This is a genomic window from Amycolatopsis sp. NPDC054798 (assembly GCF_053611505.1).
This window is the reverse complement of sequence record NZ_JBSHAM010000042.1, coordinates 20,914-42,131: the sequence shown is the minus strand read 5'-3', so window position 1 is coordinate 42,131 and position 21,218 is coordinate 20,914. Positions and strand designations below refer to the sequence as shown.

Genomic DNA, 21,218 nt, shown 5'->3' with positions numbered 1-21,218 from the left:
ATGTTCACATTCTTGAATGGAGTCTGTTATCGTGACTATGTTCACCCACAAGAACGCTGTTCGGGACGCTAATATGGCCGGACTCACAAGTCAACGGCCCGGTTGGAGGACGCGCATGGCGCAGAAGACGGACCCCGCCACCGCTCCCGCGGAGTCCGCGGGCGTGAAGTCGGCGCGGCGCGCCATCGACCTGATCGAGACGTTCGCCGCGAACGACGTGTGGCTGTCGCTGTCCGATCTGCACGCGCGCACCGGATTCCCTCGCTCCAGTCTGCACGGACTGCTGCGCACTCTGCTGGACGCGGGCTGGCTGGAGGCCGACGCGAACTCCGCGCGCTACCGGCTCGGCGTGCGCGCGCTGATCTGCGGAACCGCGTACCTCGACCGTGACGCGATCGTCCCCTACGCCACCGAAGCTTTAGAACGCATCCGCGAGAAGACCGGCTTCACCGCGCATTTCGCGCGCCGCAACGGGACTGAGGTCGTCTACCTGGAGACGCGCGAGTCGCAGCACTCCACGCACCTGATCTCGCGGGTCGGCCGCACCCTGCCCACGCACGCGACCGCGCTGGGCAAGGCACTGCTCGCCGAGCTGACCCACGAAGAGGTCGAGGCGCTGATGCCCGAAGAACTGGTCGCGCTCACCCCGAACACCATCACCACGCTCGACGCGCTGCACGCCGACCTCGCGCGCACCCGGGAACGCGGGTACGCCGCCGAGATCGAAGAGGGCACCCTCGGCGTGCGCTGCGTGGCCGCGGTGATCCCGTACCGCATCCCCAGCACCGACGCGATGAGCTGTTCGATGCCGCTGGGCAAGGTCACCGACGCCGACGTCGAGCGCGTCGGCGAGCTGCTGGCCGAAACCACCGCCGAGCTCGGCCAGCAGCTGCGCCGCGCCGGAATCCGCTGACCGCCGCCATCCGCGCCCTCGTGAGTGCTGATCGCGGTGAGAACCGTGCTCAGCACTCACGAGCTTTTATGGAAGGAACTCCATGCCAGACCAGCGTGTGCTGATCACCGGATCGGCCGGCGTCGTCGGCACCCTGATGCGGCCGCGGCTGCGCCGTGAAGGCCGGGTGCTGCGGCTGCTCGACCTCGCCGAGCAGCCCGCCGCCGAGGACGGCGAAGCGGTCGAGATCGTGACCGGCTCGGTCACCGACCCCGAGGCGATGGCCGCTGCCTGCGCGGGCGCGGACGCGGTGATCCACCTGGGCGGGCTCAGCCGCGAGGCGTCGTGGAAGGACACGCTCGACGTCAACGTCAACGGCACGCACACCGTCCTCGAAGCCGCGCGCGAAGCCGGGATCCGCCGGGTCGTGCTCGCGTCGAGCAACCACGCCGTCGGCTTCCGCCGCAACGACGAGGCAGGCGAGAACGGGCACCCCGCGGATTCCAGCACCCGGCCGGACACTTATTACGGCGTAAGCAAAGCCGCCATCGAAGCGCTGGGCAGCCTGTACGCGTCGCGCTTCGACATGGACGTGATCGTCATCCGCATCGGCTCGTGCTTCGAGACGCCGCTGCCGCTCGGCCCGCGCGGCCTGTCCACCTGGCTGTCGCCGGACGACGGCGCGCGGCTGTTCGAGGCGTGCTTGAGCGCGCCGTCGCCGGGCTACCGGATGATCTGGGGCGTCTCGGACAACACCCGCCGCGTCTACTCGCTCGCCGAGGCCGAGGCGCTGGGCTACAAGTCCCACGACAACGCCGAGGTCTACGCCGAGCAGCTGGCGGACAAGCCCGCGCCGACCGGGGCGGCCGCCGAATACCTGGGCGGGCCGTTCTGCACCGCGCCGCTGGGAGTGTTCAACCCGCTCTGACAGGTACCCTCGCCCACGGACCCTCGAAGAGGAGGAAGCCGTGGGCGAGCTGGGGCCTGCCGACACCAACGGCATCCTTTCCCTGCCGTGGATCCGCCCGGAACGCACCAGCGCGGGTCTCGGCTGGGACCGGACCTACCTGTCCAAACAGCACGAACGGCCGTACCGCGCGGAGTTCGGGCCCGCCCGCACGCACCAGCTGATCCTGCACCTCGCCGGACCGGTCACCGTGCGCCGCGGCGTCGGCTCGCCCGGCGAGCGCAGCCGCCGGATCCCGGCGGGCGGGCTCTTTCTCCAGCCGTCGCACCAGGAACTGTCGGTGGAACTCGGCGGCGAACTGGACACGCTGCACGTGTACCTGCCGGATTCGGCCGTGCAGGAGGCCGCCGGATCGGACGCTCCGATCCGGCTGGCCGACGAACTCGGCAGTGTCGATCCGCTGCTGGAGCAGCTGGTCCTCGCGCTCGACAGCGTCGTGCGGGAGTGGGAGCCCGGCGCTCGCGCGTACGCGGACCAGCTCGGCACGCTCGTCGCCGCGCAGCTCGCGCGCCAGCACCGAGCCGGGCGGAGCGCTCCTTCCGCGCCGCCTCCGGTCGAAGCGCTGACTGACCGGCAGTTCGCGCAGGTGCGCGAGCTGATGGACGAACGCCTGGCCGAACCGCTCGGGCTGGCCGAACTGGCTGCCGCGGCCGGGTTGAGCGTCAGCCGGTTCGCCCGGCGGTTCAAGGCGCGCACCGGCCTGCCGCCGCACCGGTACCTGTTGCGGCTGCGCGTGGATCAAGCCGGGTTGTTGCTGCGCACCGGCACCGAACCGATCGCGGACATCGCCGTGCGCTGCGGTTTCTCCCACCAGGAACACCTCACCCGGGTTCTGCGCGCGCACCTGGGCACCACGCCCGCCGCGCTCCGCCGGGACGGCTGACGCGCGCGTTTCGTGCAACCCGCGCAGCACGTCTGTGCAGGCGCTCCCCCGCCTTCGCCCGGATACTCGACGTACCCGCGTGGAAGGACCGTCGATGTTCACCTACACCGCCAACCCGGCCCGGGTCGTGTTCGGCAGCGGCACGCTCGCCGTCGTCCCCGACGAGGTGCAGCGGCTCGGTGCCAGCCGGGTGCTGCTGGTGGCCGGGAAGTCAGCCGCCCCAGCCGCCGACCGGACCGCGGCGGCACTCGGCCCGCTGCTCGCCGCTCGCTTCGGCGAGCCGGCCATGCACACCCCGGTCGAGGTCACCGAACGCGCGCTCGTGCTGGTCGCCGAACACTCCGCGGACTGCGTGGTCGCGATCGGCGGCGGCTCCGCGACCGGGCTGGCCAAGGCACTCGCGCTGCGCACCGACATCCCGCAGATCATCGTGCCCACCACCTACGCCGGGTCCGAGATGACGCCGGTGGTCGGCGAAACCGCCGAGGGGCGCAAGACCACCCAGTCGTCGCCGAAGGTGCTGCCCGAAGCGGTCGTCTACGACGTCGACCTCACTCTCGGCCTCCCTGTGCCGACCTCGCTGACCAGCGGCGTCAACGCGATGGCGCACGCGGTCGAGGCGCTCTACTCGGCGCAGGCCAACCCGATCGTCGACCAGTTCGCGCTGGAAGCGATCCGGCTGCTCGCCGCCGCGCTGCCGCGGATCGCCGCCGATCCGTCCGATGTGGACGCCCGGACCGACGCGTTGCGCGCCGCGTGGCTGGCCGGTTCCTGCCTCGGTTCGGTCGGGATGGGCCTGCACCACAAGCTGTGCCACACCCTCGGCGGCAGTTTCGGCTTGCCGCACGCGGAAACGCACACGATCGTCCTCCCGCACGCCATGGCGTACAACGCGCCGAACGCTCCGGAGGCGATGCGGCGAATCGCCGAAGCACTCGGTGCCCCCGACGCACCGACCGCGGTGTTCGATCTGATCGCCGATCTCCCGGTGCCGCATTCACTGGCCGAAATCGGTCTCGCTGAGGGCGATCTCGCCAAAGCCGCCGAACTCGCCACTGCCGCGCCGTATCCGAACCCGCGCGAACTCACCCGCGACGGCATCGAAGACCTGCTGCGGCATGCATGGTCCGGCACTCGTCCCGCCCCGGCCTTGGGCGCGCCGCCGGATCTGCGCGCGCTCACGCAGGAGGTCGTGGACAGTTTCGCCGCCACGCCGGACCCGAGGCTGCGCGAACTGCTGTCCGAACTGGTCCGCGCGCTGCATTCGTACGTCGTGCGCACCGATCTCACGCAGCAGGAGTGGGAGTACGCGATCGGCTTCCTCACCCGCACCGGGCAGATCAGCTCGGACACCCGGCAGGAGTTCATCCTGCTGTCGGACACCCTCGGCGTTTCGAGCGTGGTCGACGTGCTCACGAACTCGCGCACGCCGGACACCACTCCGTCGGCCGTGCTGGGTCCGTTCTATGTCGAAGGCCCGCCGGAAACCGAGCAGGGCGCGGATCTCGCCGAAGGACTCGCCGGTACTCCATTGTGGACCGATGTCCAGGTGACCGAGCCGGACGGAACCCCGGTGCCGGACGCGGTCGTGGACGTCTGGCAGTCCAATGAGGACGGTTTCTACGACGTCCAGCTGCCCGACCTGGACGGTCCGGTGCTGCGCGCCCGGTTCCGCACCGACGCCGAAGGCAGGCTGCGGTTCTGGACGATCGTGCCGTCCGCGTACCCGATCCCGGACGACGGCCCGGTCGGCGGCATGCTGGCCGCGACCGAACGGCATCCCTACCGCGCGCCGCACGTGCACTTCATGATCGCCAAACCGGGCTACCGCACTCTCGTGACCCAGCTGTTCGTCCGCGGCGGCGACTACCTCGGCTCGGACACCGTGTTCGGCGTGAAGGACGGTCTGATCGTCGACTTCGCCGAGCAGACCGGACCCGCGCCGAACGGGCGCGAACCCTGGCGCCGCCTCGATTTCACCTTCCGCATCTCCCCCGAGGACCCGGCATGACCAGTTATGACACCGATGTCCTCGTGGTCGGCAGCGGCCCGGCGGGAGGTTCCGCCGCCCTGCTGCTCGCGACGTACGGCGTCCACACCGTGCTCGCGACCAAATACGGCTGGACGGCGCACACTCCCCGCGCGCACATCACCAACCAGCGGACGATGGAGGTTCTGCGCGACCTCGGCATCGAAGACCAGGCGCTCGCGCAGGGCACTCCCCCGGAGCTGATGGGCGACACCGTGCTGTGCACGTCGCTCGCCGGCGAGGAGATCGGCAGGATCTCCAGCTGGGGCACCGCCGACCGCTCCGCCACCGAATACGCGTCGGCGAGCCCCTGCCACATGATCGACCTGCCGCAGACCTATCTGGAACCGATCCTGGCCACGAATGCCGCTGCCCGCGGAGCGAAGCTGCGCCTGGACACGGAATTCCTCGACTTCACCCAAGACTCCGACGGCGTCACCGCACGGTTGCTGGACCGGGTGCGCGGCGACGAATTCACCTTGCGTGCCCGCTACCTGATCGGCGCGGACGGCGCCCGCAGCCGCGTCGCCGAGCAGGCCGGGCTTCCGATCGACGGCCAGTCCGGCAAGGCCGGCAGCATGAATATCACCTTCACCGCCGATCTTTCCTCCTGCGTCGCGCACCGGCCGAGCGTGCTGTACTGGGTGATGCGGCCGGGCGCGCACCTCGGCGGCATCGGGATGGGCCTGGTGCGGATGGTCCGGCCGTGGAACGAATGGCTGCTGACCTGGGGCTACGACATCGCCCAGCCACCGCCCGAAGTGGACGGTGAAGAAGCGGTCCGGATCGTCCGCGACCTCGTCGGCGATCCGGACCTGCCGGTGGAGATCACCTCGACTTCACTGTGGACGGTCAACCACAGCTACGCCACGCAGTATTCGTCCGGCCGTGTTTTCTGCGCGGGCGACGCGGTGCACCGGCATCCGCCGTCGAACGGGCTCGGCTCCAACACGTCGGTGCAGGACGCGTACAACCTGGCGTGGAAGCTCGCGATGGTCGTCCGCGACGAGGCCGGGCCAGGACTTCTCGACAGCTACAGCGCCGAGCGAGCCCCGGTGGGCAAGCAGATCGTCGACCGGGCGAACCTCAGCCGCGACCAGTTCGGGCCGATCTTCGCCGCTCTCGGCATCGACGGCGACACCGACTCGGACGCCATCGCCGCCGGTCTCGCCGCCTGCGCCGCTGCGACCGAGGACGGTGTCCTTCGGCGAAAGCAGCTGCGGGAGGCCATCGAGCTGAAGAACTACGAATTCAACGCGCACGGCGTGGAAATGGACCAGCGGTACGTGTCGAAGGCAGTGCTCCCCGACCATCCGGAACCCGCCGCGGAACGGGATCCTGAGCTGTACCACCGGCCCACGACCACCCCGGGCGCGAAACTGCCGCACGTCTGGCTCGTCGGCCCGGACGGCCGCCGAGTGTCCACACTGGACCTCGTCGGCCGGGGCCGGTGGACTGTCCTCACCGGACTCACCGGCGGCGCCTGGCGCGACGCCGCCGCGAAAGCCGGTGCGGACCTCGGACTGGACCTGCGAATCGTGACGATCGGTTCGCCCGGGGCCCGCGACTCCTACGGCGACTGGGCGCGGATCAGCGGCATCGCGGAAGACGGCTGCCTCCTGATCCGGCCAGACGGCTACCTCGCGTGGCGCAGCGCTGCCGCCGGAACTGGTTTGCTGGAAGCGCTCCGCAGCCTTCTCGACCGCTGACTCACGCCACCCCCCCGGCAGCCCTCCCCCCCCCGGGCGCCCCCGGCCGGACCGTGAAGTCCGGCCGGTCGCCGCGGCGGTACACGTATGCGTCCTGGCCGCGACCGAGGTCGACCTGCACGTCGCCGTTCGCCAGCCGTCGCCACCGCCGCGGACGGCCGTGCGCGTCCGTCACCGTCAGGTCGCCGTCGATCCCCGGCCGCAGCACGCACGGCGCACCGGCCTCGCTGCGCACCTTCAGCCAGCGCGTTTTCCCGCCGGCACGGGAAGCGCTGAGCAGGAACGCGCCTTCGGTCCGGAAGTCGCGCAGCGCGATGTCGCCCCACGCGGCCGGTACCGCCGGGAACAGCCGGATGACGCCGCCCCAGCTCTGCACCAGCATGTCCTGCATGGACTTCGCCGCCGACAACGGCGTTTCGATGACCGGACCGGATTCCTTGTACATCGTGTTCGGCTGGATATAACGCTTCTGGAGTTCGCCGAGATAGTACGCGGCCTTCTCGCCGCGCAGCATCTGCGCGGAGATCGACGCGGCACCGGTGAAGGTGTAGCCCTGCAACGCACCCTCGAAGCCGACCCAGTGCTCAAGCGAGGTTTCGATGATCTTGCGATGCTCCGGCTGTTCCCAGGTGATCTCGTACAGCGGATAAATCTGCAGCAGATGCGAGTAGTGCCGGTGCGATTTCGCGAACGGCACGCCAGCGCCGATCATGTAGCCGTTCTCGTCGGCTGGATAACCGGTGAGCGTGGCGAGCACCTGACGCCACTTCCCGGCGAGCGGATCAGCGACACGCAGCTCGCGTGCCGTGTCCAGCAACGTCTTGCAGCCCCAGCGGATCAGGGCGAGGTCGTAATTGGTGTCCGGGACGTTCACGCCGTACTCGGGCGAAAACGTCGCCGGGAGATGCAGCTTTCCGTCCGGACCCGGGGCAAGGAAATGCAGGTAGTAGTTGATTGCCTTGCGCAGCAACGGGAAGAGCGTTTCGCGCAGCAGCTGGCGGTCCATCGTGTGCCGGTAGCTCAGCCACACGTTGTGCAGGGCCCAGGTGAGGTTGCCGACCTCGGGCGTCGGGGTGTCCTTGCCGGGGATGCCCACCGGGTAACCGCTGGTCGAGTCGGCGAGGCCGTTGAGCAGCGTCATGTCGGTGGTGCGCGGGATGCCCGCGGAATCGGCCTGGTACGGCTTCGCGACCTGGCTGGTGAGCCGGTCGCGGTATTTGCCGAGCGCGTAGCTGACCGCGTCGAGTTCGAGATGGTTGGACCCCTGGATCAGCCAGTACTCCAGCTGCACGTTGAGGTTCCACCACGTCGCTGGCCACGGTGTGTTTTCCAGCCACGGACCGGCAGTCGCCATCACCGGCGCTTCCCGGCGCGCGGCCGACGCGACTTTGTACAGCTGGATCCAGTAGAAGCTCTGCAGCCGAGTGTCCGGAATGGACAAAAAACTGCGCTGGTAGTAGTCGTGCCACCAGCGACGGTGGTCCCAGGTCAGCACGTCCAGCGCGCTCGCCCGCCGCACCGTCTGCAGGGCACGGACCGCCGAGGTCTTCTCCGGATGCGACCACGCGACCGACGTGTACAGCGTCCGCGCGCTGCCTCGGGCGACCTCGCGCCAAGCTGTCACGTGCTCGCCGCCCGCCAGCAATGGCTGTACCGCAAGGTGCGTATCGCCTGCCTGCTGCAACTGGACCGGCGGATTCTCCGTGTACCCGTCCGGCGGCGGCTTCTTCCACACCGGATCAGCTCGCGGGCTGATCGCCTTCGCCGGATGGAACACCCATCGGAAACCGCGTTCGCCTTCGGACGGCCGCACTTCCACGGCCAGCAGCGACTGTCCGGTGTGGACAATCGCGCGCAGCTCCAGGCTGCCCGCCGCGGTGGTGATCGTGCCGGTCAGTTCGGCGTTCCAGAGGTCGAGCCGCCAGTCGAGGCCGGTGATCGCGCCGACCGGTTCGAGCGTGAAGTACCCGATCGGCAGCCGCGCCAGACCGAACAGCGAGCCGAACTGCGGCCGGTGGTCCTGCACCTGGCTGTGCTGGACGTTGAAGCGGATCGCGTTGCGGCCCGGTTCGGCGTAGATCCCGGAGCCGAGGAAACCGTTGCCCAGAAAAGGTCCCTCGTACCAGGTTTTCGGCATCCGACGCCAGCGCAGGTCAGCTGTCGCGAGGAAATCCGCCCAGCCGACGTCCTCCCGGCTCGTCTCCGCCGCGTTGGCCTGCGGCAGCCCGACCGCTCCGGCGGCTATCCCCGCGAGCGCTCCGCCGAGCACTGTCCGGCGCGAGATGTCCATGTCCGCCAACCTCCTCGTTTCCTAGTCAGGCAAGCCCCAGGCCGGAACAGCGCCGAGCGAAGGAACGTCACGCGGCCCGAAATCCGGCCGGGCCCCGCGCGGAGCGACGGTGACCGTGCTGCCCCGCCGCAACGCCAGCGTGATCCTCCTCGGACCCACCGCACGCCACGACAATCGCCGGCCCCACTGGTCACGCACGTCGATGTCCCCGTCGATCCCGTGGTCGAGCACCAACGGCGCACCGGCTTCGCTGCGCACCCGCACGAACTCCGTCGCGCCGTTCCGCCGCGACGCATCCACCAGAAACGCACCCTCGGTGCGCAATCCGGCGATCGACGCGTCCGGCCACTTCGCCGACACCGACGGGAACGCCTTCACCACTCCCCCGGACCCCTGCAGCAGCATGTCCACAACGGACTGAGCCGCGGTGATCGGACTCTCGATGGCGAAGTTCGAACCCTCCCGGTACATCGTGTTCGCGGTCAGTTCGGTGTCCGCGACGACGTTCCGGTCGAGGAAGAACTTCAAGTACCGCAAGGCTTCCTCTGGCTGGTCCATCACCGAGTTCATCGAGGACGCGGCCGCGTAGCTGTAGCCGTGCCAAGCCGACTGGTCGGCGGACCAATGCCGGAAAGTGCGCGTCATGACGTCCCGGTCGCCCGGCCGTTCCCAGTTCCGCTCCCGCAACGGATACAGCCAGAGCAAATGCGAGAAATGCCGATGCGACGCAGCGAGCCGAACGCCGTCGCCGATCAGCACCCCGTCGGCCGGATCCTCGTGGTACGGAACGAGTTTGGCCGCGATCTCCTGCCACATCGGCACCCGCGGTTCATTGATCCGGAGGATCCGCGCCGAGTCGACCAGCGTGGTCGCCGCCCAGCGGATCAGCGACAGGTCGTACGTGCAGTCAGCCGCGTCGGCGTACTCCGGCGACCGCGTGAGCGGCAGGTGCAGCAGCCCGTCCGGACCGGTGAAGAGGAAATGCCGGTAGAAGTTGAGCGCCTTCGCCAGCGTCGGGTACAACACGTCGCGCAGCACCGACTGATCGAGGTGATGGCGGTACGCGAGCCAGACATTGTGCAAGCCCCACAACAGGTTCCCGGTCTGGTCCGTTTTGGACGTCGTCCCCGGAACCCCGACCGTCCGGACGCCGCCTGGCCGCAACCGCCAGTCGCCGGGATGCGAAAGCGCGTAGGTGTCGCCGTCCCGATAGGCCGGGGGAACGGACACCTCCAGATTCGCGTGATCGCGGCGGAAAGTCTCGGTGACCGCGTCCAGCTCCGGATGGTTCGTGCTGTTCACGATCGGATAGGTGACCTGGACGTTCAGGTTCCACCACACCGCCGTCCAGCTGTTGCCGACCTCCGGGAACCACGGGCCCCACTCGGCGGTCACCGGGCCGTCCTTGCGGGTCGCCGAGGCGATCTTGTACAGCTGGATCCAGTAGAACCGCTGCACCTGCTTGTCCGGCACGGACACGAAACTGCGCTGATGGAAGCCGTTCCACCAGCGACGATGCCAGGCGAGCAGCAGATCCGGGTTCAGCGAGAGCGTCCGCCCGGCCAGCGACACCGCGTCGCGCGTATGCGTATCCCGAGGGAACGAATACGCGACCGCCGCCGCGAACAACCGCTTCGTCCCGACTCGCTTCTCCCGCCACGCCGTCGTATACCCGCCACCGGCCGTCAACGGCTGCGCGCAATAGCCGTCTGTTTGCTCAGGTTCCGGATTCGCGGTGTACTCCGGCGGTTTGCGCACCGTCCGGGTCGTCGCCGACACCAACGGTGCGAAACCCCACGCCGCACCGGCTTCGCCCGCACTCGCGTCGAGCGAGACGAGCAGCACGCCGAGATCGTTGTGCACCACGGCGGAAAACGCGACCTGCCCGCGTGTCGTGGTGATGGTGCCGCCGAGTTCGGCGTTGTACAGATCGAGCGTCCAGTCGACCCCGGTGATCGCTCCCGCGAAGGTGAGCGTGATCGCGCCGATCGGCAGCCGTGACAGCCCGATTCCCGCTTCCCACTGGACGCGCTGGTCCTGGACCTGGGTGTGGCTGAGCATGAACTTCAGCACCTGCGGCGTCTGCCCGGCATAGACCTGGACGCCGAGGTAGCCGTTGGCCAGGAACGGCGCTTCCTGCCAGTTCTTCGGCAACCGCCGCCAGCGCATCCGCGCGTCCATCGCGACGTCCCGATGCGGACTGCGCTGCGCCGCCAGCCCGGGCTGCGCTCCCCGCGCCCACAGCCCGCCGAACGCCGCTGCGCCCGCGGCGATGGAGACCGATCGAAGCACCGTCCGCCGCGACACCCCGACCATGACGTCCTCCGGATTCATATTACGTTTCGCCTCCACTAGCGCGAGGTGAGCGGAATATATCCAGACAGGGCAGGCGAAAGCCAGGGACGTTCACCCGGAAAGCCGCACAGACATCCGATGACTGGGATCGCTGGTCCTGCGGTTCAGATATGTGAAGGTCCGCGCCCGGATACGCTGGAGGCGCTGCCGACCGGAGGGGTTCGATGCGCGTTCTTCTCACGACCCAGCCCGGGCACGGGCATTTCGATCCGATGGTTCCCTACGCCGCGGCGTTGCGCCGGGCCGGACACGAGGTGCGGGTCGCGAGCAGCGCCGCGTTCGCCGGGGCGGTCGAGGCCGCCGGGTTCGGTTTCACCGCCGTCGGCGAGAACTTCACCTGGGAGAAGGCGGACGCGACCTTCCCCGAGTTCGTCGAGTACGCGCGACGCGGCCAAGGCCTGGAGTACGCGAACGAGGTCAGCTGGACGCGATGGAACCCGGCCGCGGCCCGCGACCTGCTGGCCTCGTTCGCCGTGTGGCGGCCGGACGTGCTGATCCGCGAGTTCTCGGAGAACGGGGCCACTCTCGCCGGCCAGGTCGCGGGCATCCCGGTGATCTGCGCGTCGTGGTCGGCTCTGCCCGCCGACGCCCAGCGCTGGGGCACGGTGATCGACTGGCCGCGGATGCTCGACCACTACCGGACGGCGGCGAGGACGTTCGGTCTCGAACTCCACGACGCCGAGACCGTGTGGCAGCAGCAGCTGACGCTCACCGGCCTGCCGCCGTCGTGGTTCGCCGGGGCCGGGACGGGCACAGCTGTCCGGCATTTCCGCCACCCGCTGGCCGAGCAGCCGGGCCCGCCATGGCTGGACTCGCTGGGCCGCACTCGTCCGCTCGTCTACGCGACGCTCGGAACCGTCTTCAACCGCAGCCGCAAACCGCGCCAGGCGGTGCTCGACGGGCTCGCCGGACTCGACGCGGACGTCCTGCTGACGGTCGGCAACACCGTCGATCCGGCCACGATCGGCCCGGTCCCGCCCGGAACGCGCGTCGAACGTTTCGTGCCCCAGTCCTGCGTATTGGCCAAGGCGTCGCTGGTAGTCAGCCACGCGGGCCTGGGCACGATGCTCGGCGCGATCTACCGAGGCGTGCCGATGGTGTCGCTCATTCTCGGTGCGGAGCATCCCCTCAACGCCGCGAGCGCCGCAGCGGCCGGGCTGACGATCCCGCTCGCCGGGGACGAGATCAACGCCGACCGGATCGCCGCCGCCGCACTGCAGGCGTTGCACGATCCCGAGCACCGGGCCGCGGCCGAAACCGTCCGGCAGGAGTGCGAACGCATGGAAGCCGTCGACGGTGTCGTCCGGCTCGCCGAAACCTACGCGAGGACCGGCTCCCCGGAACAACCCTGAGCACGCGCGGGTTTCACAGCGGCGGCAACGCCGTCCGCTCCAGCCAAGCCGCGAAGAACTCCCGCAACGACCGCCCCGCGTAAGACTCCGCCGTCGCCACGAACTGCTCCGTGGTCACCGCACCGTGCCGGTTCTCCACCGCCCACGCCTTCACCAGCGTGAAGAACGCCGGATCCCCCATCTCCCCGCGCAGCGCGTGCAACGTCAACCCGCCGCGCTTGTACACCCGCTCGTCGAACATCCGCGCGACACCGGGGTCGCCGATGGCCACGTCCGCGGGCTTCGCTCGCACCCGCGCGTACCACGCCCGGGCCAACGCTTCCGCCGATTCGCCGCCGGACCGCTCCGACCACAACCACTCGGTGTAGGTAGCGAAGCCTTCGTTGAGCCAAATGTGCTGCCAGTCCGCGACCGTCAGGCTGTTCCCGAACCACTGGTGGGCCAGCTCGTGCACCACGAGCCGTTCGTGCGTGCGCTTGCCGTCCACGTGGTTGGCCCCGAAGATCGCCATCCCCTGTGCCTCGATCGGGTCGTCCAGGTCGTCGTCCGTCACGACCACGACGTACTCGCCGAACGGGTATGGCCCGAACCATTCCTCCAGCGCGTCCATCATCCGGCCCTGACGGCCGAAGTCCCGCGCGAACGCCCGCCGCAGCCGGGGCGGCACCGCGGCCCGCTGCACCACGCCGCCCGGCCGGTCGGCCGTGATCTCCGGACCCCAGGCTCCCTCGGTCAATTCGAGGTCTTCGTATCGCCCGATCTGGACGCTCATCAGGTACGTCGACGTCGGCTCCGGCCGCTCGAACACCCACTTCGTGGTGCTCGCCGACTGATACCGCGACACGAGATTCCCTGTCGCCGCAACGAGATACGGCGACGAGGCAGCCACCGCGATCCGGTAGCTCGCCTTGTCCGCGGGGTGGTCGTTGCACGGGAACCACGACGGCGCGCCCACCGGCTGGCTCGCCACCAGCGCGCCGTCGGTCAGTTCGTCCCACCCGATGTCGCCCCACCGGCTGCTGACCGGCCGCGGGTTGCCCGCGTAGCGGACCTCCACCTGGAACACCGTCCCGGCCGGAATCGACCGCGCCGGTTTGACCTGCAGTTTCAGCCCGCGCCGCGCGTACTTCGCCGGTTTGCCGTCGACCAGCACGCGCGACACCCGGAACTCGCCGAAGTCGAGCGTCAGCCGGGAAAGCGCCTGGGCGGCCTCGCAGGTGAGCACCGCGGTGGCGGACAACCGGTTCGGCCCGATCCGGTAGTCCAGATCGAGGTCGTAGTGCCGGACCCGGTAGCCGCCGTTCCCGTGCGCGGGGAGGTACCCGTCGCCCGAGGTCTCCGCTCCGGGCGCGGCCGCTTTCCCGTTCACCCGCACCGAAACCCGCTTTCGCCCGCCGCCGTGATCTTTTCCAGGATGCGGCGCCGCGACGGGTCCCGCAACGGTCGTGCCCTCACCGCCGCCAGGCCGAGATCGGATTGCCGAGCCAGCGGCTGTCCGCGGGCACCGCGTCGCCGCGCGTCACGAGAGAACCGGGGCCGACCGTGGTGCGCGCGCCGATGCTCGCGCCCGGCAGGACGATCCCGTGCGGGCCGAGCGTCGCGCCCTCTTCCAGCGTCACCCGCGACATGGTCATGATCCGGTCGTGGAACAGGTGCGTCTGGACCACGCAGCCGCGGTTGATCGTCGCGCCGTCGCCCAGTGCGACCAGATCGGACTCGGGCAGCCAGTAGGTGTCGAGCCACACGCCGCGGCCGATCTTGACGCCCATCGTGCGCAGCCACGCGGGCAGCAGCGGCGTGCCGCCGAGCGATCCGATCAGCCACGGCACCGCGAGCGCCTCGACGAACGTGTCGGCCAGCTCGTTGCGCCACACGAACGAACTCCACAGCGGGTGGTCGATCTCGCGGAACTTGCCGACCAGCAGCCACTTCGCCGCGGTCGCGGTGAGCGCCGCGACGATCCCGGCGGCCAGCAGCACCGGCCCGGCCAGCAGCGCGGCGGCCCAGAAGCCGCCCCACGACGCCAGCGCCAGCAGCGCGAAGGCGACGCCGACAGTCAGCGCGACCGCGCACATCACGGGCAGGATCCGGCACAGCTCGACCAGCGCCCGCGCCGCCTTGAGGTGCAGCGGCGGCGTGTAGGTGCGGCTGGTGTCGCTCGCCTCCACCGCGCGGCGCACCGGCAGCGGCGGCATGCCCAGGTACGACGAGCCCTTCTTCGCCTTCGCCGGCGTCGAGGACAGCACCCCGACCAGCCCGCGCTTGGGCACCGAACGGCCCGGCGCGGTCATCCCCGAGTTGCCGAGGAACGCCTGCTTGCCGATCCGCGCCGGGGCGGCGTGCAGCCAGCCGTGGCCCAGCTCGTAGGTGGCGACCATGGTGTCGTCGGCCAGGAAAGCGCCACTGTCCACTTTGGTCATCTTCGGCAGCGCGAGGACGGTGGACGCCTCCACGTTGCGGCCGACCTTCGCGCCGAGCAGCCGCAGCCACACCGGCGTGAACAGGCTGGCGTACAACGGGAACAGGCCTTCGCGGGCCATTCCCATCAGCCGTTCGGTGGCCCAGACCTGCCACGCGACGCGGCCGTGCACCGGGTGGTAGCCCTCGACCATGCCCACGCCCAGCGCGCGGACGCCGGCCAGCACGAGCAGCGCGTACGTCAGGAAGTAGGCGACGGTCGCGACCGGCACGAACAGCAACGCCTGGCCCAGCGCGGCGCTCAGGCTCGCGGTGCCGGCGATCGCGTACCCGATCACCGCGACGCCGGGCAGCGCGGCGATCCCGGGCAGCAGCCCGAGCAGCACCGAGGTCGCGCCGTACACCGAAGCCCAGAACCGCGACCGCGGCGGACGGCTCGACGGCCACTTCAGCGCGTCCTTCACGTCCGAGCGCACCGCGGGCGAGCCGGCCCAGCGCTGACCCGCCGGAACCGCGCCGCGCACGGTCGATCCGGCGGCGATCTCCGCGCCCTTGCCGATCCGGGCTCCGGGGAACAGCGTGCTGCGCGCGCCGACCCGGGCCTCGGCCCCGATCCGCGTCTTGCCGATGTGCACGACGTCGCCGTCGACCCAGTGGCCGGACAGGTCGACCTCGGGCTCCACCGCGGCACCGCGGCCCAGCTTGAGGAACCCGGTGACCGGCGGCGGCGAGTGCAGGTCGACGTCCTTGCCGATGCGCGCGCCCAGCGCCTTCGCGTAGGTCGTCATCCACGACGCGCCCGCGACGCTGTCCGCGCCGCTGAACTCAGCCAGCTTCTCGGCCGTCCACAGTCGCAAGTGGACACTGCCGCCGCGCGGGTAGGTGCCCGGGCGCACCCCGGACAGCAGCACGCGCGCGCCGCCCGCGGCGATGGCGATCCGGCCCGCCGGAGTGAACAGCACGAGCCAGGCGAGGACCAGCCACGCCCAGTTCAACGTCGGCGCCCAGGAAACGCCCAGCAGCGCCAGCACGTTCGAGCAGACGGCGGCGAGCGTCGTCCAGCGCAGGCCGACGAGACCCATCAACGGGACCATCAGCAGGGACTGCACCAGCCCGGCGCGGCGCGGCGTCGGCGCGATCTCGCGGCGTTCGGTCTCCTCGCCGCGCAGCGCGTCCAGCTTCGCGGCCAGCGCGCCGAGCTTCGGGTTCTGGTAGATGTCGCTGACCGACACCTCGGGATGGCGGGTGCGGATGCGCGCGATCAGCTGCGCCGCGGTGAGGCTGCCGCCGCCGTTGGTGAAGAAGTCTGCGCCGGCGTTGCTCACCGACACGCCGAGGATCTCGCTCCAGCCCTCGGCGAGCCACGCCTCGGTGGGCGACAGCCCGGCCGCGCTGGCGTCCACAGTGGACAGCGGCCACGGCAGCGCGGCGCGGTCGACCTTGCCGGACGTGCGGGTCGGCAGGTCGTCGATCGTCGCGAGCAGCGGCACCAGCGCGGCGGGCAGCTGCGCGCGCAGGCGCGTCGCGGCGTCGTCGGTGTCGAGCGTCTCGCCGTCCTCGGGCACGATGTAGCCGACCAGGACCTGGTTGCCCGCCTTGGTGCGGCGGACGGCGGCGGCCGCGCCGCGCACGCCGGGCAGCGCCTGCAGCGCCGCGTCGACCTCGCCCAGCTCGATCCGGCGGCCGCCGAGCTTGATCTGCTCGTCGAGCCTGCCGAGGAACAGCAGGCCTTCCGGCTCCGCGCGGACCATGTCGCCGCTGCGGTAAGCGCGCTCCCAGCCCATCGACGGCAGCGGCGCGAACTTCTGCGCGTCCTTCTCCGCGTCGAGGTAGCGGGCGAGCCCGGCCCCGCCGATGACCAGCTCGCCGGTCTCGCCCATGGCGACCGGTTCGCCCTCTTCGTTCACCACGACCAGCTGCCAGCCGACCAGCGGCAGGCCGATGCGCACCGGACCCTCGCCGGTCATCTGCGCGGCGCAGGCGACGACGGTCGCCTCGGTCGGGCCGTAGGTGTTCCACACTTCGCGGCCTTCGACGGCCACGCGCTCGGCCAGCTCCGGCGGACAGGCTTCGCCGCCGAAGATGAGCAGGCGGACGTCTTCCAGCGCGTCCGCCGGCCACAGCGCGGCCAGCGTCGGCACCGTCGACACGACGGTGATGCCCTGCGCGACCAGCCACGGGCCGAGGTCGACGCCGGTGCGCACCAGCGCACGCGGCGCGGGCACCAGGCAGCCGCCGTGCCGCCAGGCCAGCCACATCTCTTCGCAGGAGGCGTCGAAGGCGACGCTCAGCCCGGCCAGCACCCGGTCGCCGGGGCCGATCGGCTCGTCGGTCAGGAAAAGCTGTGCTTCGGCGTCCACGAAGGCCGCCGCCGAGGCGTGCGTGACCGCGACGCCCTTCGGCTTGCCGGTGGACCCGGAGGTGAAGATGATCCACGCGTCGTCGGCCGGACCGGGACGGCCTTCGCGGCCGCTCGGGGTCCCGGCGACGGCGATCTCGCCGTCGGTGGCGATCGCGGCGACGCCGGCCTCGCCGAACACCAGCTCGGCGCGTTCGTCGGGGTCGTCCGCGTCGACCGGCACGTACGCCGCGCCGACCGACAGGGTGGCCAGGATCGCGATGTACAGCTCAGCGGTGCCCGAGGAGATCCGGATGCCGACGCGGTCGCCGAGGCCGACGCCGTGTTCGCGCAGCTTGCGGGCGTACGCGTCGATCTCTTCCAGCAGCCGGCGGTAGCTCAGCGAGCCGGTGCCGTCGTCGAGCGCGGCGGCGTTCGGGTGCCGCTCCGCGGTCGCGGTGAGGATGTCCAGGAGGGTGCGCTCGGCGGCGGGGGCGGCGGTCTCGAACAGAGCGGGCGAGAGCGCGGCCTCGACGGCCAGGGTCAGGGCGTCGGTGCTGCCGGAATCGGCGGTCAGCGTCACCGAGCCACCCCGGTATTCAGGTAGGACGGAGTCAGGATCGAACTCTGGGCGCGCAAGCCCATCACTCACCTTTCGCGAGCGTCATTCGGGCTGGCCATCCGAATGAGGCGCCCGTAGCGACCGTCCACTTTACGCGGCAATCAAGCCCAGGTCGCGTCAGGGTAACGACCGCGTGTCGGACGTCACCCCGGTGCAGGTCCGGCAGGAAATGACCCCAATGCCACATTGGGTGCGTCCAACGCACCGAATGCCACATTGGGTGCGTCCAACGCACCCAATGTGGCATTGGGACGATTGCCGATCAGCGGTTGCGAGCCGCTTTTCCGCCTGCCTTCGGCTTCTGCTTCTTTTCGCGGACGCGCACATTCACCCGGACGGGACTGCCCGCGAAGCCGAACTGCTCGCGGAATTTCCGCTCGATGAACCGGCGGTACCCGGCCTCGAGGAACCCGGTGGTGAACAGCACCAGCGTCGGCGGGCGGATGCCCGCCTGCGTCGCGAACAGCACCTTCGGCTGCTTGCCGCCGCGCACCGGCGGCGGCGTGGCCGCGATGAGGTCGGACAGCCAGCCGTTGAGCTGGCCGGTGGAAACCCGCTGGTCCCACGACGACAGCGCGGTGCGCAGGGCGGGCGCGAGCTTGCGCACCGCGCGCCCGGTGAGCGCGGAGACGTTGACCTTCTCCGCCCACGGCACGCGCACGAGGCCGCGGTCCAGTTCGCGCACCATGGCGTGCCGGCGGTCCTCGTCGACCAGGTCCCACTTGTTGAACACGAGCACGCACGCGCGGCCCGCCTCGACCACCATCGTCAGCACCCGCAGGTCCTGTTCGGTCAGCGGCTCCGAGGCGTCCAGCAGCACGAGCGCGACCTCGGCCGCGTCGATCGCGGTCTTGGTGCGCAGCGAGGCGTAGTACTCCGCGCCGTCGGCGAAGTTGACGCGCTTGCGCAGGCCGGCGGTGTCCACGAACCGCCAGACCTCGCCGTCCAGCTCGACCAGCGAGTCGACCGGGTCGACCGTGGTGCCCGCGACCGAGTCGACCACCGAGCGCTGCTCGCCGGAAAGCCGGTTGAGCAGGCTGGACTTGCCGACGTTCGGCTTGCCGACCAGCGCGACGCGCCGCGGCCCGGCGGTCACCGTGCCCGCTTCGCGCGGGGCCTCGGGCAGCGCGGCCATGACGGCGTCGAGCAGGTCGCCGGAGCTGCGCCCGTGCAGCGCGCTGACCGGGTGCGGTTCGCCGAGGCCCAGCGACCACAGCGACGCGGTGTCGGCCAGCAGCCGGTCGTCGTCCACCTTGTTCGCGGCCAGCAGCACCGGCTTCTTCGAGCGGCGGAGCACGCGCGCGACGGCCTCGTCGGTGGCCGTGGCCCCGACCGTCGCGTCGATCACCAGCAGCACCGCGTCCGCGGTCTGCATGGCCATCTCGGCCTGCTGCGCGACCGAGGCCTGCAGGCCGGTGGCGTCGGGCTCCCAGCCGCCGGTGTCGACGAGCGTGAACCGGCGGCCGGCCCAGAACGCGTCGTAGGCGACCCGGTCGCGCGTCACGCCCGGCACGTCCTGCACGACCGCTTCCCGGCGGCCGAGGATGCGGTTGACCAGCGTGGACTTGCCCACGTTCGGCCGCCCCACCACGGCGAGCACCGGCTGCGCGGCGGCCGCCCGGCCGTCCGCCTCCTCGGCCTCGATCTTCGCGTCGAGCGCGGCGAACTCGGACTCGTCGGCCCACGTTCCGTCGATCTCGCCGAGACCGTCCACCGAGCTGTCGGCGGCGTCAAACCCTGTCATCGTTTCCCAACTTCGCCTACGGCGTGGCGAACCCGTGTTCGCCGCGCCAGTCGTCCAAAGCCTGCACGAGCGCCGCGAGCTGCGTGCGCAGCTCTTCGGTGCCCTGGTCAAGGCCCTTGCGGCCCGGACCGACCTTCAGCGCGAACGGCTCCCCGAAGAGGAGGTCCACGCGCGGGCGCCAGCGGCGCTTGCCGTCAGCCGGTTTGCGCGTCCCGCGGATCGCGATCGGCAGCACCGTGGCCCCCGACGCGCGCACGAGCCACGCCGCGCCGCGTTCGGCGGCCCCGACGTCGCCCTCGCCCCGGGTGCCTTCCGGGAAGATGCCGACCGCCCCGCCCGCCTTGAGCACTCCGACCGCCGTGGTCAGCGGCGTCCGGTCGATCTCGCCCCGGCGGACCGGGATCTGGCCGATCGCCCGCAGGAACCGGCCTCCGATCCCCTTGAACAGCTCGGCCTTGGCCAGGAACGCGCTGCGCCGCGGAAGCATTCCGATCACGAGCTGCGGATCGACGTTCGAGCTGTGGTTCGAGATCACCACGAGCGGCCCGTCGGCGGGCACCCGGTCCCGGCCGTGCACCCGGATCCGGAACGCCGGACGCAGATAATACCGGCCCGCCGTCCGGCCGATGTCGAGCAGGAGGCCGTTCGCCCCTTCGGGGAGCGCGCCGCTCACCGGCTGACCCCGGCCTCGGCGGCGGCCGGTTCGGCCGGGCAGTCGCCGAGCAGGCCCCGGCCGCGGGCGAGTTCGGCCAGCGCGACGATCACCTGGTCGATCGTCAGCTCGGAGGTGTCCACCTGGACCGCGTCCCCGGCCGCGCGCAGCGGCGAGGCGGCGCGGGTGGAGTCGATCCGGTCGCGGCGCTCCACCGATTCCCGCGCGGATTCGACGCTGGTGGCCCGGCCCGCCGCGGAGTCCTGGGTGTTCCGCCGCGCGGCGCGGACCTCGGCCGAGGCGGTGAGGTAGATCTTGAGCGGCGAGTCCGGCGCGACGGTGGTGCCGATGTCGCGGCCCTCCACCACGATCCCGCCGTCGTCCTCGATCGCGTCGGCGATGATCCGGCGCTGGCGGGAGACCAGCACCTCGCGCACCTGCGGCACCGCCGACACCGGCGAAACCGCGCCGGTCACCTCGGGACCGCGGATCTCGGCGGCCACGTCCTCGCCGGCCAGCCGGACGTCGGGCCGCTCCGGGTCGGTGCCGAGGGTGAAGTCGACGTCGTGCGCGAGAGCGCCGACGGCGTGTTCGTCGGCGAGGTCGATCCCGGCCCGCAGCGCGGCCAGCGTGACGACGCGGTACATCGCGCCGGTGTCGAGGTAGCGGGCGCTCAGCCGGCCGGCGAGCTTGCGCGCCACCGTCGTCTTGCCGGTTCCCGACGGGCCGTCCAGCGCGACCACCCCACGTAGGGCTCCCGTCACCAATGCTCTCCTCACGCTCGTCCCGCACACCCGGTCCGGTTCATTCTGCCCGCCGCCCGTCGCGGCACCTCAGGCGGTGTCCCCGGCGAAGCGGGCCGGCGGAGCGAACCGGTACCGCAGAACGGGTTCATTCGATGCTAGACAACCTAGCGGCGCTAAGTTAGCGTTGCACTTGTTCCTAGCGCTGCTAACTCACGGGGGTT

General features: G+C 70.8%; 13 protein-coding genes. 6 read left to right on the top strand and 7 right to left on the bottom strand.

The window, feature by feature from the left end:
• Nucleotides 1-115: 115 nt before the first annotated feature.
• The 5 genes from ACWGIC_RS24755 (at nucleotide 116) to ACWGIC_RS24735 (ending at nucleotide 6,480) form a co-directional block, all read left to right on the top strand.
• Nucleotides 116-913, top strand: coding sequence for an IclR family transcriptional regulator (locus ACWGIC_RS24755; protein WP_452078331.1), 798 nt, complete (start codon nucleotides 116-118; stop codon nucleotides 911-913).
• Between the two features lie 82 nt (nucleotides 914-995).
• Nucleotides 996-1,820, top strand: a complete 825-nt coding sequence (locus ACWGIC_RS24750; protein WP_452078330.1) for an NAD-dependent epimerase/dehydratase family protein — start codon at nucleotides 996-998, stop codon at nucleotides 1,818-1,820.
• Between the two features lie 40 nt (nucleotides 1,821-1,860).
• Nucleotides 1,861-2,742, top strand: a complete 882-nt coding sequence (locus tag ACWGIC_RS24745; protein ID WP_452078329.1) for a helix-turn-helix domain-containing protein — start codon at nucleotides 1,861-1,863, stop codon at nucleotides 2,740-2,742.
• 94 nt (nucleotides 2,743-2,836) lie between these two features.
• Nucleotides 2,837-4,753, top strand: a complete 1,917-nt coding sequence (locus ACWGIC_RS24740; RefSeq protein ID WP_452078328.1) for a maleylacetate reductase and hydroxyquinol 1,2-dioxygenase domain-containing protein — start codon at nucleotides 2,837-2,839, stop codon at nucleotides 4,751-4,753.
• Nucleotides 4,750-6,480, top strand: a complete 1,731-nt coding sequence (locus ACWGIC_RS24735; RefSeq protein WP_452078327.1) for an FAD-dependent oxidoreductase — start codon at nucleotides 4,750-4,752, stop codon at nucleotides 6,478-6,480. The genes ACWGIC_RS24740 and ACWGIC_RS24735 overlap by 4 nt, the downstream gene beginning before the upstream one ends.
• A 1-nt stretch (nucleotide 6,481) precedes the next feature.
• On the opposite strand, the gene ACWGIC_RS24730 is transcribed toward ACWGIC_RS24735, so the two are convergent.
• Nucleotides 6,482-8,770, bottom strand: coding sequence for a glycosyl hydrolase family 95 catalytic domain-containing protein (locus ACWGIC_RS24730; RefSeq protein WP_452078326.1), 2,289 nt, complete (start codon nucleotides 8,768-8,770; stop codon nucleotides 6,482-6,484).
• 21 nt (nucleotides 8,771-8,791) lie between these two features.
• Nucleotides 8,792-11,086: a glycosyl hydrolase family 95 catalytic domain-containing protein gene (locus ACWGIC_RS24725; protein WP_452078325.1), complete on the bottom strand. Its 2,295-nt coding sequence runs from the start codon at nucleotides 11,084-11,086 to the stop codon at nucleotides 8,792-8,794.
• A 203-nt stretch (nucleotides 11,087-11,289) separates the two neighbouring features.
• Here ACWGIC_RS24725 and ACWGIC_RS24720 point away from each other — a divergent pair, with 203 nt between their 5' ends.
• Nucleotides 11,290-12,477, top strand: a complete 1,188-nt coding sequence (locus ACWGIC_RS24720; protein ID WP_452078324.1) for a glycosyltransferase — start codon at nucleotides 11,290-11,292, stop codon at nucleotides 12,475-12,477.
• 13 nt (nucleotides 12,478-12,490) lie between these two features.
• Here ACWGIC_RS24720 and ACWGIC_RS24715 read toward each other — a convergent pair whose 3' ends face one another.
• The 5 genes from ACWGIC_RS24715 to cmk form a co-directional block, all read right to left on the bottom strand.
• On the bottom strand, nucleotides 12,491-13,846 hold the full coding sequence (locus ACWGIC_RS24715) for a M1 family metallopeptidase (protein ID WP_452078323.1): 1,356 nt from the start codon (nucleotides 13,844-13,846) through the stop codon (nucleotides 12,491-12,493).
• A gap of 82 nt (nucleotides 13,847-13,928) precedes the next feature.
• Complete coding sequence (locus ACWGIC_RS24710) at nucleotides 13,929-17,816, bottom strand: Pls/PosA family non-ribosomal peptide synthetase (protein ID WP_452078322.1); 3,888 nt, start codon at nucleotides 17,814-17,816, stop codon at nucleotides 13,929-13,931.
• A gap of 301 nt (nucleotides 17,817-18,117) precedes the next feature.
• Nucleotides 18,118-19,599 (bottom strand): ribosome biogenesis GTPase Der, encoded by a 1,482-nt coding sequence (gene der / locus ACWGIC_RS24705; RefSeq protein ID WP_452078321.1) that lies wholly within the window; start codon nucleotides 19,597-19,599, stop codon nucleotides 18,118-18,120.
• Nucleotides 19,600-19,615: 16 nt separating this feature from the next.
• Nucleotides 19,616-20,272: a lysophospholipid acyltransferase family protein gene (locus ACWGIC_RS24700; protein ID WP_452078320.1), complete on the bottom strand. Its 657-nt coding sequence runs from the start codon at nucleotides 20,270-20,272 to the stop codon at nucleotides 19,616-19,618.
• On the bottom strand, nucleotides 20,269-20,994 hold the full coding sequence (gene cmk / locus ACWGIC_RS24695; RefSeq protein ID WP_452078362.1) for a (d)CMP kinase: 726 nt from the start codon (nucleotides 20,992-20,994) through the stop codon (nucleotides 20,269-20,271). Before cmk ends, ACWGIC_RS24700 begins: the two co-directional genes overlap by 4 nt.
• Nucleotides 20,995-21,218 lie beyond the last annotated feature (224 nt).